At 64.1% G+C, this 16,992-nt stretch carries 10 protein-coding genes; 2 read left to right on the top strand and 8 right to left on the bottom strand.

The window, feature by feature from the left end; translation table 11 throughout:
- Positions 1-102: 102 nt before the first annotated feature.
- The 7 genes from J2X01_RS18055 to rpoB form a co-directional block, all read right to left on the bottom strand.
- Entirely contained in the window at positions 103-1,653 is a 1,551-nt protein-coding gene (locus J2X01_RS18055; protein WP_310060635.1) for a carboxylesterase/lipase family protein, read from the bottom strand.
- Between the two features lie 199 nt (positions 1,654-1,852).
- Positions 1,853-3,043 carry an elongation factor Tu gene (gene tuf, locus J2X01_RS18060; RefSeq protein WP_310060638.1) on the bottom strand — a complete coding sequence of 397 codons (1,191 nt, stop codon included), beginning with the start codon at positions 3,041-3,043 and terminating at the stop codon, positions 1,853-1,855.
- Positions 3,044-3,284: 241 nt separating this feature from the next.
- Positions 3,285-5,399 carry an elongation factor G gene (gene fusA / locus J2X01_RS18065; RefSeq protein ID WP_310060641.1) on the bottom strand — a complete coding sequence of 705 codons (2,115 nt, stop codon included), beginning with the start codon at positions 5,397-5,399 and terminating at the stop codon, positions 3,285-3,287.
- Between the two features lie 69 nt (positions 5,400-5,468).
- Positions 5,469-5,939 (bottom strand): 30S ribosomal protein S7, encoded by a 471-nt coding sequence (gene rpsG / locus J2X01_RS18070; protein ID WP_011692813.1) that lies wholly within the window; start codon positions 5,937-5,939, stop codon positions 5,469-5,471.
- Between the two features lies 1 nt (position 5,940).
- Entirely contained in the window at positions 5,941-6,315 is a 375-nt protein-coding gene (rpsL, locus tag J2X01_RS18075) for a 30S ribosomal protein S12 (protein WP_011692814.1), read from the bottom strand.
- Between the two features lie 536 nt (positions 6,316-6,851).
- Entirely contained in the window at positions 6,852-10,751 is a 3,900-nt protein-coding gene (locus J2X01_RS18080) for a DNA-directed RNA polymerase subunit beta' (RefSeq protein WP_310060645.1), read from the bottom strand.
- Between the two features lie 105 nt (positions 10,752-10,856).
- Complete coding sequence (rpoB, locus tag J2X01_RS18085; protein WP_310060648.1) at positions 10,857-14,375, bottom strand: DNA-directed RNA polymerase subunit beta; 3,519 nt, start codon at positions 14,373-14,375, stop codon at positions 10,857-10,859.
- A 368-nt stretch (positions 14,376-14,743) separates the two neighbouring features.
- Here rpoB and J2X01_RS18090 point away from each other — a divergent pair, with 368 nt between their 5' ends.
- Together J2X01_RS18090 and J2X01_RS18095 are read left to right on the top strand one after the other, a co-directional pair.
- On the top strand, positions 14,744-15,943 hold the full coding sequence (locus J2X01_RS18090) for an acetyl-CoA C-acetyltransferase (RefSeq protein ID WP_310060650.1): 1,200 nt from the start codon (positions 14,744-14,746) through the stop codon (positions 15,941-15,943).
- A gap of 3 nt (positions 15,944-15,946) precedes the next feature.
- The gene (locus J2X01_RS18095; protein WP_310060652.1) at positions 15,947-16,471 is read left to right on the top strand and encodes an aminoacyl-tRNA deacylase; all 525 of its coding nucleotides are present in this window, start codon (positions 15,947-15,949) and stop codon (positions 16,469-16,471) included.
- Between the two features lie 113 nt (positions 16,472-16,584).
- Here the strand turns inward: J2X01_RS18095 and rplL are convergent, their stop codons facing one another.
- Entirely contained in the window at positions 16,585-16,959 is a 375-nt protein-coding gene (gene rplL, locus J2X01_RS18100) for a 50S ribosomal protein L7/L12 (RefSeq protein WP_024365995.1), read from the bottom strand.
- Between the last annotated feature and the right edge of the window lie 33 nt (positions 16,960-16,992).

The raw sequence follows: 16,992 nt of genomic DNA on the forward strand, positions 1-16,992 counted from the left end.
CCGCCGGCATCTGGCACAACTGGCGCATCAACGCACCCCGCAAGCGCTCACTCATCGCCTACGACCACTAAAACCAATAGGACTTAATCATCTAGTGGGAGGTCAGCGGAGGCCTGCCCAGAGGGACCGCTCCCAGGACCGCGGGTCCTCCACGATCCGGGAAGCCGTGTCGAAGCGCATCGTGGCCCGGCGCCCGGTTTCATACCGCGGCCAGCCCGGGTCGCCGGTGCGCGCAAAAGCCACCCACGCGGCGTGCATGGTGCGCGCGAGCTCCTGCGGCGGCTCGTTGCCGAGCATCGGCCCGAACAGCGGCACGTCCGGCGACGCGATGTCGAAGACAAAAGGAATCTCCAGGGCGTGGACCGCGCCGAGGCCGGGTGAAGCCCAATGGAACTCGTACATGTAGGTCCACGCCGCAGGGGCGGCCCCGGCGTGCGCCTCGGCGAGGCGGATCGCCGGGATCCGCATCCACCAGTCGGTCTGGGCCGCCGCGAGCAGCTCACCCGGGGGCGCCGTCGGGTATCTCTCCCGGTACGCGGCCAGTGCGGTGCCGGCCGGGAGTCCGTAGGCCGCCAGGCATTGGTGGCCGTAGGCGCGGACCGGCCCGGTCAGGATCTCGTCGGTGATCCCGGCGATCGCGCCGCTGACCGCCAGCCACAGCCGCCAGTCGTCGGCGTTCGTGCCGACGATCACGTCCACCTGAGCTCCGGCTCCGGCCGCGATCTGTTCGATCGGCGCGCCCGGCAGGATGTCGCCGTCGATCACGGGCTGCCACGGCATCACGCTGGCCACTACCGCCTGGCCCCAGCGGTCCGGGTCCGGGTCGGCGATCAGCTCGGCCTTCAACTCGGCCTGCGCCGCCAGCAGCCGCTCGACTCCGGCGCCCGCAATCGCCTCACGCGTCGCGGGCACGCCGAGTTTATCGGCCAGGTATCCGGCGATGCGCAGCGCGTCCGCGGCCGGCGTGACCTGGTGCGCCGCGCCGCTTTGCAGGATCGCCCGCCGGAAGAGTCCCTCGGCGCACGGCATCGCGAGCAGCATGCCGATGCTCATTGCGCCGGCGGATTCCCCGAAGACCGTGACGTTGCCGGGGTCCCCGCCGAAGGCGTCGATGTTCTCCCGCACCCACTGCAGCGCCGCGACCTGGTCAAGCAGTCCGAGGTTGGCGATCCCGTCGTCGAGATACAGGAATCCCTCGGCGCCGGGCCGCCAGTTGATGACGACGCAGACGACGCCGTCCCGGGCGAAGTGGCTCCCGTCGTAGGCCGCCGTCGAGCTGAGCTCGAACATGCCGCCCTGGATCCAGACCATCACGGACAGCCCGGCCGCGGCCGGATCCGGGGTCCAGACGTTCAGGGTGAGGCAGTCCTCGGACGGCGCGGCCCGCTTCACCGCGGCGAAGGCGGCCCCGACTTCCTCCCAGTCCTCGGCGGCCCCCTCCACCGGACCGGTGGTCGGCGGCGCCACCTGCGGGGGCTCGGGCCCGAGAGCCGTGGCGTTCCGCACACCGGGCCACGGCGAAACCGGCTGCGGCGGGCGCAGCCGGTTAGCGCCGAACGGCGGCGCGGCGTACGGCACCCCGAGGAAGGCGTACACACCGCCGGACATGCTGCCGCGCAGCTCACCGTTGACCGTTGACACCAGTTCGTTCATCACACCATCGTGGGACCCGCGCCCCGGCCCGGTAAGGGGCCTTGGACCTGCCGCCCGGGCGGGCACGCCGCGGTCCGCAAGGAACAAGCCCCGCCGCAAAAAAGAACAGCCCCGCTGCGATTGCAGCGGGGCTGTTCTTTGTTTCACGGGGCCGTCAGACGGCCAACCCGATCAGAGATCTAACACAGATCGGCAAGTATTACTTGAGGATCTTGGTAACGCGTCCCGAACCAACGGTGCGGCCGCCTTCGCGGATAGCGAAGCCGAGGCCCTCTTCCATGGCGATGGGCTGGATGAGCGCAACGGTCATCTCAGTGTTGTCGCCGGGCATAACCATTTCCGTGCCTTCCGGCAGGGTGATGACGCCGGTTACGTCCGTGGTGCGGAAGTAGAACTGCGGGCGGTAGTTGGAGTAGAACGGGTTGTGACGCCCGCCTTCGTCCTTGGAGAGGATGTAGACGTTAGCCTCGAAGTCGGTGTGCGGGGTGATGGAACCCGGCTTGACGACAACCTGGCCACGCTCGACGTCGTCGCGCTTCAGACCGCGGAGCAGGAGGCCACAGTTCTCGCCGGCCCATGCTTCGTCGAGCTGCTTGTGGAACATCTCGATACCGGTAACCGTGGTCTTCTGGATCGGGCGGATGCCGACGATCTCGACCTCGGAGTTGATGGCGAGGGTTCCACGCTCGGCGCGGCCCGTAACAACGGTGCCACGGCCGGTGATCGTGAAGACGTCTTCGATCGGCATCAGGAACGGCTTGTCACGGTCACGTACGGGGTCCGGAACGGACTCGTCGACAGCTTCCATGAGGTCCTCGACGGACTTGACCCAAACCGGGTCGCCTTCGAGAGCCTTCAGGCCGGAAACGCGCACAACCGGAGCGTTGTCGCCATCGAAGCCCTGAGCCGAAAGCAGCTCGCGAACTTCCATTTCGACGAGGTCGAGGAGCTCTTCGTCATCGACCATGTCCGACTTGTTCAGTGCAACCAGCAGGTAGGGAACGCCAACCTGGCGGGCCAGCAGGACGTGCTCGCGGGTCTGAGCCATCGGGCCGTCAGTGGCGGCAACCACGAGGATTGCACCGTCCATCTGTGCGGCACCGGTGATCATGTTCTTGATGTAGTCAGCGTGACCCGGAGCGTCTACGTGTGCGTAGTGGCGCTTCTCGGTCTGGTACTCAACGTGGGAGATGTTGATGGTAATGCCGCGCTGACGCTCTTCGGGAGCAGAGTCAATAGACGCGAAGTCGCGCTGCTCGTTGAGTGTCGGGTACTTGTCGTACAGCACCTTGGAAATCGCGGCCGTCAACGTCGTCTTACCGTGGTCAACGTGACCAATGGTGCCGATGTTAACGTGCGGCTTAGTCCGCTCGAACTTTGCCTTTGCCACAGGTTCCTCCTAGAACGTTTTCAAATGACTTACCCTTCGACCGCGCTTGTCGCGGCGAAACTTTAGCAAGTCTACTTGGGGGGCTTTGGATTGATGAAATTGCAGATTCAGGAACTAATACTAGTCCCACGAGCCTGTCGGTGCAGATGGCCGCCGGCCGGGCCGGAACCGGCCATCTGCACCAGGCGAATTTCCGGAACCGGAAACGCACCCGAGATTGCTGCTTTGAGAGCCTTGGAGACTACTCGCCGCGGGTCTTCTGGATGATCTCGTCGGCAACTGCCTTCGGGACCTCGGCGTAGCTGTTGAACGTCATGGAGTACACAGCGCGGCCCTGGGTCTTCGAGCGCAGGTCACCGATGTAGCCGAACATGCCGGACAGCGGGACGTGCGCGCGGATGACCTTGACGCCCTGGGCATCTTCCATGGACTGCATCTGGCCACGGCGGGAGTTGAGGTCACCGATAACTTCACCCATGTATTCCTCAGGGGTGCGGACCTCGACATCCATCAGGGGTTCGAGCAGGACAGGGTTCGCCTTGCGTGCGGCTTCCTTGAAAGCCATACGGCCGGCGATCTTGAACGCCATTTCCGAGGAGTCAACATCGTGGTACGCGCCGTCAATCAGCGTGGCCTTGATGCCGACAACCGGGTAACCGGCCAGGACGCCGTCGTTCAGTGCGTCCTGGATACCGGCGTCAACCGACGGGATGTATTCGCGCGGAATACGGCCACCGGTGACCTTGTTCTCGAACTCGTACATTTCGCCTTCGGACGTGTCCAAGGGCGCGATCGCAATCTGGATCTTTGCGAACTGGCCGGAACCACCGGTCTGCTTCTTGTGCGTGTAGTCGTGACGCTCTACAGCGCGCTTGATGGTTTCGCGGTAGGCAACCTGGGGCTTGCCCACGTTGGCCTCGACCTTGAATTCGCGGCGCATGCGGTCCACCAGGATGTCCAGGTGGAGCTCGCCCATGCCGGCGATGATGGTCTGACCGGTGTCCTCGTTGAGGGAGACCTGGAAGGTCGGGTCCTCAGCGGAGAGCTTCTGGATGGCTGTGGACAGCTTCTCCTGGTCGCCCTTGGTGTTCGGCTCGATCGCAACGGAAATCACGGGCTCCGGGAAGCTCATGGATTCGAGCACGATCTGGTTGCTGGAGTCGCACAGGGTGTCGCCCGTGGTGGTGTCCTTCAGGCCGATCGCTGCGTAGATGTGGCCGGCGGTAGCGCCGTCAACGGGCATTTCCTTGTTGGCGTGCATCTGGAACAGCTTGCCGATGCGCTCCTTCTTGCCCTTGGTGGAGTTGACCACCTGGGAGCCTGCTTCCACGTGACCGGAGTACACGCGGATGAAGGTGAGCTGACCGAAGAACGGGTGCGTCGCAATCTTGAACGCCAGAGCCGAGAACGGCTCCTCGGAGGAAGGCTTGCGCGTCAGTTCCTTCTCTTCGTCGCGGGGATCGTGACCGATCATCGGCGGGACGTCGAGCGGGTTCGGCAGGTAGTCGACAACAGCATCAAGCATCGGCTGAACGCCGCGGTTCTTGAATGCGGAGCCACAGAACACCGGGTAGAGCTCGGAGTTGATCGTCATCTTGCGGATGCCGGCCTTGAGCTCGTCTTCGGTGATTTCTTCACCTTCGAGGTACTTCTCCATGAGCTCTTCGGAGGACTCCGCAACGGTCTCAATGAGCGCTGCGCGGTACTCTTCAGCCTTTTCCTTGAGGTCAGCCGGGATCTCCTGGACCTCGTACTTGGCACCCATGGTGACGTCACCCTTGGAGTCGCCGGGCCAGACCAGTGCGCGCATGTAGAGCAGGTCGACGACGCCGATGAAGTCGTTCTCGGCGCCGATCGGCAGCTGCATAACGAGCGGCTTGGCACCGAGGCGGCTGATGATGGTGTCGACGGTGAAGTAGAAGTCAGCGCCGAGCTTGTCCATCTTGTTGACGAAGCAGATACGCGGGACGTTGTACTTGTCGGCCTGGCGCCAGACAGTCTCAGACTGCGGCTCCACGCCTTCCTTGCCATCGAACACGGCAACTGCACCGTCGAGGACGCGCAGGGAGCGCTCAACCTCAACCGTGAAGTCCACGTGGCCGGGGGTGTCGATGATGTTGATCTGGTTGTTTTCCCAGAAGCAGGTCACGGCGGCAGACGTGATGGTGATGCCGCGTTCCTTTTCCTGTTCCATCCAGTCAGTCGTCGAAGCGCCGTCGTGCGTTTCGCCGATCTTGTGGTTCACACCCGTGTAGAACAGGATGCGCTCGGTAGTAGTGGTCTTGCCAGCATCGATGTGGGCCATGATGCCGATATTGCGGACCTTGCTAAGGTCGGTAAGCACGTCCTGTGCCACGGGGTCTCCCTTTCGGATGGACTGCACGTTCGCCGCCGGCTCGGTTGAGCCGACGGCGTCCGGGAAGTATTACCAGCGGTAGTGTGCGAAGGCCTTGTTGGACTCGGCCATCTTGTGGGTGTCTTCGCGACGCTTCACAGCGGCACCGAGACCGTTGGAGGCATCCAGAATCTCGTTCTGGAGACGCTCGGTCATGGTCTTCTCGCGGCGGGCCTTCGAGTAGCCAACCAGCCAGCGCAGGGCGAGGGCGGTCGAGCGACCCGGCTTGACCTCAACCGGAACCTGGTAGGTGGCGCCACCGACGCGGCGGGAGCGGACCTCGAGGGAAGGCTTGACGTTCTCCATGGCCTTCTTGAGGGCTGCAACCGGGTCGCCGCCGGACTTGGCACGAGCACCTTCGAGGGCACCGTAAACGATGCGCTCTGCGGTGGACTTCTTGCCGTCAACGAGCACCTTGTTGATCAGCTGGGTGACCAGCGGGGAGCCGTAAACGGGATCTAGGACTAGCGGCCGCTTGGGGGCCGGACCCTTGCGAGGCATATTACTTCTTCTCCATCTTTGCGCCGTAGCGGCTACGAGCCTGCTTACGGTTCTTGACACCCTGGGTATCGAGGGCGCCACGGACGATCTTGTAACGGACACCCGGAAGGTCCTTCACGCGGCCGCCACGGACGAGCACAATGGAGTGCTCCTGCAGGTTGTGGCCCACACCGGGGATGTAAGCGGTGACTTCAACGCCACCGTTGAGGCGCACACGTGCAACCTTACGCAGAGCCGAGTTCGGCTTCTTCGGGGTCGTTGTGTAGACGCGGGTGCAGACACCGCGGCGCATGGGGCTGCCGTTAAGCGCGGGAGCCTTGGTCTTCTTGACCTTAGGCGTGCGGCCCTTGCGGACCAGCTGGTTAATCGTAGGCACTCTCGTGTTCTCCGTTTTATCCGGAGCGGCCGTTGGCAGCCGCTCTCTTGTCGCTGCGCCCCGCCGCTCGAGCTTTGAAGTTCTCTCCAGAGCAGCTGAGGCGAAGCCTTAATAGTCGGACCGCACGCCGGGATCCGCGGACTTCCATCCGGACCGCCCCTAGGCATGCGAAAATGTGGCATACGTTGCACAAGAACCCTGCAAACCGGAAACGTCGTCCTGGTTCAGCCTTTCAGCTTCCACCGGCGCACTCATCCACTGCCACAATAACAATTAGTCTCAAGTCTAACACGGACGGGTCCCAGCCCTTAATCGGCCCGCAACCAGGCCCATCCGACGTCGCCCGTTTCCCGACGTCGATTGCTCCGTAACCGCCCTTTTGGAGCCTCAAAAGGGCCGTGGGCCCACGCCGGCAGAGTTCCCTGGCCGAGCTTGCGAGGTGAGGGGGCCGGTGGGGAGCAATCGACGGGTTAAAAGGGGATGGTCCCCCACCTTGCGGTGCGGGACCATCCCATGGTGCAGGCTTTGAACTGCCGTTAGCGGAAGTCGCTGCCCAGGTCGTAGTCATCCAGCGGGATGGCGTGGAACTCGGGAGCCCCGTCACCGCCCAGGGAATCGTAGGAGAAGTCACTGAACGCGCTGGGGCCGGTGAACAGGTTGGCCTTTGCTTCTTCAGTGGGCTCCACGGTGACCTCGGTGTAGCGCGGGAGACCCGTGCCGGCCGGGATGAGCTTACCGATGATGACGTTTTCCTTGAGGCCGAGCAGCGGATCGCTCTTGCCTTCCATGGCCGCCTGCGTCAGGACGCGGGTGGTCTCCTGGAAGGAAGCTGCGGACAGCCAGGACTCGGTCGCCAGGGACGCCTTGGTGATGCCCATGAGCTCGGGACGGCCGGATGCCGGCGTCTTGCCCTCGGACACAACACGGCGGTTGGCATCTTCGAAGCGGCTGCGCTCGGCGAGCTCGCCGGGCAGCAGGTCCGATTCGCCGGACTCGATGACCGTGACGCGGCGCAGCATCTGGCGGACGATAACCTCGACGTGCTTGTCGTGGATACCGATGCCCTGGCTGCGGTACACGCCCTGGACCTCGTCAACCAGGAACTTCTGCGCGGCACGGGGGCCCATGATGCGCAGAACCTGCTTGGGGTCGACCGGACCGTTGATGAGCTTCTGGCCGACACTGACGTGATCGCCGTCTTCGATGAGAAGACGTGAACGGCGCAGGACCGGGTAAGCGATCTCTTCGGATCCGTCATCGGGGGTGATGACCAGGCGCATCTGGCGCTCGGACTCTTCGATGGTGATGCGGCCGGCTGCTTCGGCAATCGGTGCGACACCCTTCGGAGTACGGGCTTCGAAGAGCTCCTGGATACGGGGCAGACCCTGGGTGATGTCGTCGCCACCGCTGGAGGAGACAGCACCACCGGTGTGGAACGTACGCATGGTCAGCTGGGTGCCCGGCTCACCGATGGACTGTGCGGCGATAATGCCGACTGCCTCACCGATGTCGACGGTCTTGCCCGTGGCCAGCGAACGGCCGTAGCACAGGGCGCAGGTGCCGACGCTGGACTCACAGGTGAGTACGGAGCGGACCTTGACCTCGGTGATGCCGGCGGCGAACAGTTCGGCAATGACGACGTCGCCGCAGTCGGTGCCTCCTGCTGCCAGGACCTTGCCCTTGGAGTCAACGACATCCACGGCCAGGGTACGGGCGTACGCGCTGTTCTCGACGTTCTCGTCCAGGACCAGCTCGCCGTTGGAGTCAGCGACGGCGATGGCGGTCATAAGACCGCGCTCCGTGCCGCAATCCTCTTCGCGGACGATGACATCCTGCGAGACGTCCACCAGGCGGCGGGTCAGGTAACCCGAGTTGGCGGTACGCAGCGCGGTGTCAGCCAGACCCTTACGGGCACCGTGTGTGGCGATGAAGTATTCCAGCACCGACAGGCCCTCGCGGTACGAGGACTTGATCGGACGCGGGATGATCTCACCCTTAGGGTTGGCCACCAGGCCACGGATACCCGCGATCTGGCGGACCTGCATCCAGTTACCACGGGCACCGGAGGACACCATGCGGTTGATGGTGTTCATCGGCGACAGGCTGTCACGCATCGCCTGGGCGATCTCGTTCGTGGCCTTGTTCCAGATCTCGATCAGTTCCTGGCGACGCTCGTCGTCGTCGATCAGGCCCTTGTCGTACTGGCCCTGGATCTTGGCGGCCATGGTCTCGTAGCCGGCGAGGATCCGCGGCTTGTCCTTGGGCACCTCGATGTCGGAGATGGCGACGGTGACGCCGGACCGGGTGGCCCAGTAGAAACCGGCATCCTTCAGGTTGTCCAGCGTTGCCGCCGTGACGACCTTCGGGTAGCGCTCGGCGAGGTCGTTGACGATCGTGGACAGTTCGCCCTTGTCGGCAACGTTCTCAACCCAGGGGTAGTCCGCGGGAAGCGTCTCGTTGAAGAGGACCTGGCCCAGGGAGGTCTGGACGAGCACGGTCTGACCCGGCTCGTAGCCTTCCGGAGCTTCCCAGCCGGCGTAAGGGACAAAGCCCTCGAGCCGGATCTTGACCTGGGAGTTCAGGTGCAGCTCGTGCAGGTCGAACGCCATGATGGCTTCCGCGACGGAGGAGAAGATCCGGCCTTCGCCAGCTGAACCGACACGCTTCGTGGTCAGGTGGTAGAGGCCGATGATCATATCCTGCGAAGGCAGCGTCACCGGGCGGCCGTCGGACGGCTTCAGGATGTTGTTCGAGGACAGCATCAGGATCCGGGCTTCAGCCTGGGCTTCGGGGCTCAGCGGCAGGTGCACTGCCATCTGGTCGCCGTCGAAGTCAGCGTTGAAGGCGCCACAAACCAGCGGGTGGAGCTGGATTGCCTTGCCTTCCACGAGCTGCGGTTCGAACGCCTGGATGCCGAGGCGGTGCAGGGTGGGTGCACGGTTCAGCAGCACGGGGTGCTCGGTGATGATCTCTTCGAGGACATCCCAGACCTGCGGGCGGTAGCGCTCGACCATCCGCTTGGCCGACTTGATGTTCTGGGCGTGGTTGAGGTCAACCAGGCGCTTCATCACGAACGGCTTGAAGAGCTCCAGCGCCATCTGCTTCGGCAGGCCACACTGGTGCAGCTTCAGCTGCGGACCGACGACGATCACGGAACGGCCGGAGTAGTCAACACGCTTACCCAGGAGGTTCTGGCGGAAACGACCCTGCTTGCCCTTGAGCATGTCGCTCAGGGACTTCAGCGGACGGTTGCCCGGTCCGGTGACCGGGCGGCCGCGGCGGCCGTTGTCGAAGAGGCTGTCAACAGCTTCCTGAAGCATGCGCTTCTCGTTGTTGACGATGATCTCCGGAGCACCGAGATCAAGCAGGCGCTTGAGGCGGTTGTTGCGGTTGATCACGCGGCGGTACAGGTCGTTGAGGTCGGAGGTCGCGAAGCGGCCACCGTCCAACTGGACCATCGGGCGCAGTTCCGGCGGAATCACCGGGACGGCGTCCAGCACCATGCCGAGCGGGCTGTTGTTGGTCGTCAGGAACGCGTTGACCACCTTGAGCCGCTTCAGGGCGCGGGTCTTGCGCTGGCCCTTGCCGTTGGCGATGATGTCGCGGAGCATGTCCGACTCAGCCTGCATGTCGAAGTTCTCAAGACGCTTCTTGATCGCTTCGGCACCCATGGAGCCTTCGAAGTACATGCCGTAGCGGTCGCGGAGTTCGCGGTACAGGCCTTCGTCGCCTTCAAGGTCAGCGACCTTGAGGTTCTTGAAGCGGTCCCAGACCTGCTCGAGGCGCTCGATCTCAGCATCCGCGCGCTTGCGGACGTTGGCCATCTGGCGGTCAGCGGAGTCGCGGGCCTTCTTCTTGTCGGCAGCCTTGGCGCCTTCGCCTTCGAGACGGGCAAGCTCGTTCTCGAGGTCGCGGGCGATCGTGGCGATGTCCGAGTCGCGGTTGTCGATCAGCTGCTTCTTCTCGATGTCGTGCTCAACCTGGAGGTTGGGCAGTTCTTCGTGGCGGCTGTCGACGTCGACGCTCGTGATCATGTAGGCGGCGAAGTAGATGACCTTTTCGAGGTCCTTCGGTGCCAGGTCAAGGAGGTAGCCCAGGCGGGACGGGACACCCTTGAAGTACCAGATGTGCGTGACCGGGGCGGCCAGCTCGATGTGGCCCATGCGCTCACGGCGGACCTTGGCACGGGTGACCTCAACGCCACACCGCTCGCAGATGATGCCCTTGAAGCGGACGCGCTTGTACTTACCGCAGTAGCACTCCCAGTCGCGGGACGGTCCGAAGATCTTCTCGCAGAAGAGGCCGTCCTTCTCAGGCTTGAGCGTGCGGTAGTTGATGGTTTCCGGCTTCTTAACCTCGCCGTAAGACCAGCCACGGATGTCTTCCGCGGTGGCGAGGCCGATCTGCATGAGGCCGAAGGAGGATTCGCTGGACATATGGTCCCTGTTCTCTCTTGTTCTCTAAATTCTGAAGTCTTGGGTTACGGGAAGAGGGAGGTGGCTTACGACGGCGGGGGCGAACCCGCCGTCGTAAACCCCCTGCTAGACCTCTTCTACGGAACTGGGCTCTGCACGAGACAGATCGATGCCCAGTTCTTCCGCAGCCGTGAAGACTGCGTCATCAGAGTCACGCATTTCAATTGTGGTTCCGTCCGTGGAAAGAACTTCCACGTTCAGGCACAGCGACTGCATTTCCTTGATCAAGACCTTGAAGGACTCAGGAACGCCCGGCTCCGGGATGTTCTCGCCCTTGACGATGGCTTCGTAGACCTTCACACGACCGTGGATGTCATCCGACTTGATCGTGAGGAGCTCCTGGAGCGTGTAGGCGGCGCCGTAAGCTTCGAGCGCCCACACTTCCATTTCACCAAAGCGCTGGCCACCGAACTGTGCCTTACCACCCAGCGGCTGCTGCGTGATCATGGAGTACGGGCCGGTGGAGCGCGCGTGGATCTTGTCGTCCACCAGGTGGTGGAGTTTCAGGATGTACATGTAGCCGACCGAGATCGGATCCGGGAACGGCTCGCCGGAGCGGCCGTCGAACAGGCGGGTCTTGCCGGAGGAGTTGATCAGGCGGACACCGTCGCGGGTGACGTTGGTGGAGTCCAGCAGGCCCGTGATTTCCTCTTCACGCGCACCGTCGAAGACCGGCGTTGCCACAGTGGTCGAGCCACTCTCGCGCGGCAGGTTCGGCAGCTGCTTGACCCACTCGGGCTCGCCCTCGATCTTCCAGCCGGTCTTGGCAACCCAGCCGAGGTGCGTTTCGAGCACCTGGCCGACGTTCATACGGCCCGGAACACCCAGCGGGTTCAGGACGATATCAACGGGGGTGCCGTCGGCAAGGAAGGGCATGTCCTCGATCGGGAGGATCTTGGAGATGACACCCTTGTTGCCGTGACGGCCGGCGAGCTTGTCGCCGTCGGTGATCTTGCGCTTGGCAGCGACGTAGACGCGGACCAGCTGGTTGACGCCCGGGGGCAGCTCGTCGTCGTTGTCGCGGTCGAAGACGCGGACACCGATCACGGTGCCGGACTCGCCGTGCGGAACCTTCAGCGAGGTGTCGCGCACTTCGCGGGACTTCTCACCGAAGATGGCGCGCAGCAGACGCTCTTCCGGGGTCAGCTCGGTCTCGCCCTTGGGCGTGACCTTTCCGACCAGGATGTCGCCGGCTTCGACCTCGGCACCGATGTGGATGATGCCACGCTCGTCCAGGCCGGCCAGGACTTCCTCGGACACGTTCGGGATGTCACGGGTGATTTCCTCGGCACCAAGCTTGGTGTCGCGGGCATCGATCTCGTGCTCCTCGATGTGGATGGAGGACAGCACGTCCTCCGCCACGATCCGCTGGGACAGGATGATAGCATCCTCGAAGTTGTGGCCTTCCCATGACATGAATGCCACGAGCAGGTTCTTTCCGAGGGCCAGTTCGCCCTGGTCCGTTGCCGGGCCGTCAGCGATGATGCCGCCGACTTCCAGGCGCTGGCCTTCGCTGACCAGAACGCGGTTGTTGTAGCAGTTGCCCTGGTTGGAGCGGGCGAACTTGTTGATCCGGTAGTTGGTTTCCGTACCGTCGTCGTTGAGCATGATGACCAGCTCAGCGGAGACCTCGGTAACCACACCTGCCTTCTTGGCGATGGTGACGTCACCGGCGTCGACGGCAGCGGCGCGCTCCATCCCGGTGCCGACGAACGGCGCCTCGGAACGGACCAGCGGCACGGCCTGGCGCTGCATGTTGGCACCCATAAGTGCACGGTTGGCATCGTCATGCTCGAGGAACGGGATCAGGGCGGTTGCCACGGACACCATCTGGCGCGGGGAAACGTCCATGAACTCGACGTCGGCGGCGGGAACCAGCACGGGCTCGCCTCCACCACCACGGGCGCGGACGAGGACGGTCTCTTCGGCGAACTTCTTGTTCTCATCCAGCGGGGCGTTGGCCTGGGCAATCAGGACCTCCGCCTCGTCGTCGGCCGTGAGGTACTCGACCTCGTCGGAGACGACACCCTCGGACACGAGCCGGTACGGGGTCTCGATGAAGCCGAACGGGTTGATGCGTCCATACGAGGCCAGCGAACCGATCAGGCCAATGTTCGGGCCTTCAGGAGTTTCGATGGGGCACATACGTCCGTAGTGCGACGGGTGAACGTCTCGGACTTCCATGCCTGCACGGTCACGGGACAGACCACCCGGGCCAAGGGCCGACAGGCGGCGCTTGTGGGTCAGACCCGACAGCGGGTTGTTCTGGTCCATGAACTGTGACAGCTGGGACGTTCCGAAGAACTCCTTGATGGCTGCCACGACGGGGCGGATGTTGATCAGAGTCTGCGGCGTGATGGCCTCGACGTCCTGGGTTGTCATCCGCTCCCGGACGACGCGTTCCATCCGGGACAGGCCGGTGCGGACCTGGTTCTCGATCAGTTCGCCGACGGCGCGGATGCGGCGGTTGCCGAAGTGGTCGATGTCATCGATCTCTACACGCAGCTCGTGGTCCTGGCCGTCGCGCTTGCCCGTGAGGGTCTTCTCACCGGCGTGCAGGGCAACCAGGAACTTGATCATGGCGACAATGTCTTCAACGTGCAGGACAGACGCTTCCTTGTCGCCAAGGGAGCGGTCGATGCCGAGCTTGCGGTTGATCTTGTAACGGCCGACCTTGGCCAGATCGTAGCGCTTGGAGTTGAAGTACAGGTTGTCCAGCAGTGACTGGGCAGCCTCGACCGTGGGCGGCTCGCCCGGTCGCAGCTTCCGGTAGATGTCCAGCAAAGCGTCTTCGCGGGTTTCGGTGGCGTCCTTCTCCAGCGTTGCGCGCATGGAGTCGTACTGGCCGAACTCCTCGAGGATCTGGCCTTCAGTCCAGCCGAGGGCCTTCAGCAGCACCGTGACGGACTGCTTGCGCTTGCGGTCGAGGCGAACGCCGACCTGGTCGCGCTTGTCGATTTCAAGTTCGAACCAGGCGCCGCGGGACGGGATGATCTTCGCGGTGAAGATGTCCTTGTCGCTGGTCTTGTCGGCGGTGCGCTCAAAGTAGGCGCCCGGGGAGCGGACCAGCTGCGAGACAACAACACGCTCGGTGCCGTTGACGACGAAGGTGCCCTTCTCGGTCATCAGCGGGAAGTCACCCATGAACACGGTCTGCTGCTTGATTTCGCCCGTGTTGTTGTTCATGAATTCGGCCTTGACGTACAGCGGAGCCGAGTACGTTGCGTCCCGGTCCTTGCACTCGGCCATGGTGTACTTCGGATCAGCGAACTCCGGCTCGGAGAAGCTCAGGGACATGGTGCCCTGGAAATCCTCGATCGGGGAGATCTCTTCAAAGATGTCGGACAGTCCCGAGGAGGTGGCGACGCTGAGGTCGCCTTCCTCGGTGGCCTTGGCTACGCGCGCCTGCCAGCGTTCGTTTCCGACCAGCCAGTCGAAGCTGTCGGTTTGCAGGGCAAGCAGATTCGGAACGTCAAGTGGTTCGTGAATCTTTGCGAATGAGAGCCGGCGGGTTGCACCATCGGTGCTGTCGGCATTGATAGCGGTTGCAGCGTTGTTTACATTAGAGGTGCTCGAGGCGACCAAGAGGGATCCTTCCACAGACCTTCAGGCGTTTTCAGATCTCCCCCGTTATGTACCCTGCAGAGTGACTCCGCAGTGCTACCAGTCCGGTTCCGCTATATGACCCGGGACCCGCGCTGCCCATGCTGGTGCACGTTGTAGACGGCACATTGATGGCGCAGCTGCCAGGCTAAGCCCACCGCTATATGAAGGCTGAAGGTAAACAGGGAAGACGCAAATATCTACGATACGGCAAAGCAACCTACTTGTCTACCCCACTTCGCCCGGGATTGCAAGCACCGGCCGCCCGGCCCGGGCAGCCGCCCAAATGGCCCCGTGACGGGCGTCACGATAACCTAGCTGTATATCGTTCAAGATTGGAAGAGATAACCATGAGCAACTCCACAGACGACAATGACGTTGTCATCCTCGCCGCCGCCCGCACACCCCAGGGGCGCCTGAACGGGCAGCTCGCCGGCTTCACCGCCGTGGAGCTCGGCGCCCATGCCATCCGGGCGGCACTGGCCGCCAGCGGGGTGAAGGCCGAGCAGGTGGACTCGGTGATCATGGGCCAGGTGCTGCAGGCCGGGGCCGGCCAGAACCCCGCCCGGCAGAGCGCCATCGGCGCGGGCATCGGCTGGAACGTGCCCACCGTGACCATCAACAAGGTCTGCCTGTCCGGGCTGACCGCGGTGATCGACGCCGCCCGGATGATCCGCGCCGGCGACGCCACCGTCGTCGTCGCCGGCGGCCAGGAGTCGATGACCCGCGCGCCGCACATCCTTCCCGGCTCCCGGCAGGGCTGGACCTACGGTTCCGTCCAGGCGCTCGACGTCGCGGCCCACGACGGTCTCACCGACGCGTTCGACGGGCACTCCATGGGGCTGTCGACCGAGACCCGGAACCTCACGCTGGGGATTGACCGCACCTCCCAGGACGAGGTGGCGGCCGCGTCCCACCAGCGCGCCGCCCGTGCCGCCAAGGACGGCGTGTTCGACGGCGAAATCGCACCGATCAGCGTCAAGCAGCGCAAGGGCGAGCCGATTGTCCTGACCGCGGATGAAGGCATCCGGCCGGACACCACCGTCGGCTCGCTGGCCGGACTGCGGGCGGCGTTCGTCACGGACGGCACCATCACCGCCGGCAACTCCTCCCCGCTGTCCGACGGCGCCGCCGCCCTGGTGCTCTCCTCACGGAAGTTTGCCCAGGACAACGGCTTCGAGTACCTCGCCGTCGTCGGCAGGCCCGGGCAGGTGGCCGGTCCGGACAACTCGCTGCACTCCCAGCCCTCCCGTGCGATCCAGAGCGCCCTGCACAAGGCCGGCTGGTCCGCCGCGGACCTGGACTTCATCGAGATCAACGAGGCCTTCGGTTCCGTGGCCGTGCAGTCCCTCAAGGACCTCGACTACCCGCTGGAGAAGTGCAACATCCACGGCGGCGCGATCGCCCTGGGCCACCCCATCGGTGCCTCCGGCGCCCGGCTTGCGCTGCACGCGGCGCACGAGCTGAAGCGGCGCGGCGCCGGCAAGGCGGCCGTGTCCCTGTGCGGCGGCGGCGGGCAGGGCGAAGCGCTCCTGCTGTACCGCGACTGAGCCATGACGGACCCATCGGGGGCTGAGCGGGGAGCGCCCGGCAAGGGCGCGGCCGGTGACGGTGCCGGCCGGGAGCGGTTCCTGGCCGACGCCGCCGCCCGGGGGCTCAGTGTCCAACTCGTTGAGCGCCAGAACGCCGGCAGCCTGGCGGAGGCGGCACAGATCCTCGGGATCCGGCCCGCGGACATCGTGAAGTCCCTGGTGGTCAAACACAAGGACGGCAGCTTCCTGTTCGCGCTGATTCCCGGCGACCGGCAGATTTCCTGGCCCAAGCTCCGGGCGCTGCTCGGGGTCAACAAGCTCTCGCTCCCGGCGGCGGACGCCGCCCTGGCTGCCACGGGCTACGAGCGCGGCACCATCACCCCGCTCGGGAGCACCGTGGCCTGGCCGGTGTACGCGGACCGCAGCATCACCGGCCGCCGGATTTCGATGGGTGCCGGGGAACACGGCTACAGCGCCTTCGTCGACGCCGACGCCCTGACCGACGCCCTCGGCGCCGTCGTCGCGGATATCTCCGAACCGGCCTGATCCGCGGCTTAACTCCCCCGGGTTAAAGCAGGAAACCCCGCCCACCGGAGTGGACGGGGTTTCCCGGAGCGGAACGGGAACGCGGGGTTCCCGTCCAGTTCAGAAGCGGCGAGTTACTTGAGGGTAACGCGAGCGCCGGCTTCTTCGAGCTGTGCAACAGCCTTCTCGGCAGCTTCCTTGGTGACGCCTTCGAGGATGGCCTTCGGAGCGCTGTCAACAACGTCCTTGGCTTCCTTGAGGCCCAGGGAAGTGATCGCGCGAACTTCCTTGATGACTGCAATCTTCTTGTCGCCCGGGTGCTCCAGGATGACGTCGAATGCGGTCTGCTCTTCTTCTTCTGCGGCGCCGCCGGCAGCGGGGCCAGCAACTGCAACAGCAGCGGCCGTAACTTCGAAGGTCTCTTCGAAGAGCTTAACGAACTCAGAGAGCTCGATGATGGTCAGTTCCTTGAAAGCTTCAATGAGCTCTTCGTTGGTGAGCTTCGCCATGGTGTGGCGTCCTTCCTATAGTGGTGCCCGGCG

The organism is Arthrobacter ginsengisoli, from assembly GCF_031456935.1.
GTDB lineage: Bacteria > Actinomycetota > Actinomycetes > Actinomycetales > Micrococcaceae > Arthrobacter > Arthrobacter ginsengisoli.

Bases quoted from the DNA above. Each gene is read 5' to 3' on its own strand.
- J2X01_RS18055 (WP_310060635.1), bottom strand. From the start codon at position 1,653: ATGAACGAACTGGTGTCAACGGTCAACGGTGAGCTGCGCGGCAGCATG.
- rpsG (WP_011692813.1), bottom strand. From the start codon at position 5,939: ATGCCTCGCAAGGGTCCGGCCCCCAAGCGGCCGCTAGTCCTAGATCCC.
- J2X01_RS18080 (WP_310060645.1), bottom strand. From the start codon at position 10,751: ATGTCCAGCGAATCCTCCTTCGGCCTCATGCAGATCGGCCTCGCCACC.
- J2X01_RS18090 (WP_310060650.1), top strand. From the start codon at position 14,744: ATGAGCAACTCCACAGACGACAATGACGTTGTCATCCTCGCCGCCGCC.
- J2X01_RS18095 (WP_310060652.1), top strand. From the start codon at position 15,947: ATGACGGACCCATCGGGGGCTGAGCGGGGAGCGCCCGGCAAGGGCGCG.
- rplL (WP_024365995.1), bottom strand. From the start codon at position 16,959: ATGGCGAAGCTCACCAACGAAGAGCTCATTGAAGCTTTCAAGGAACTG.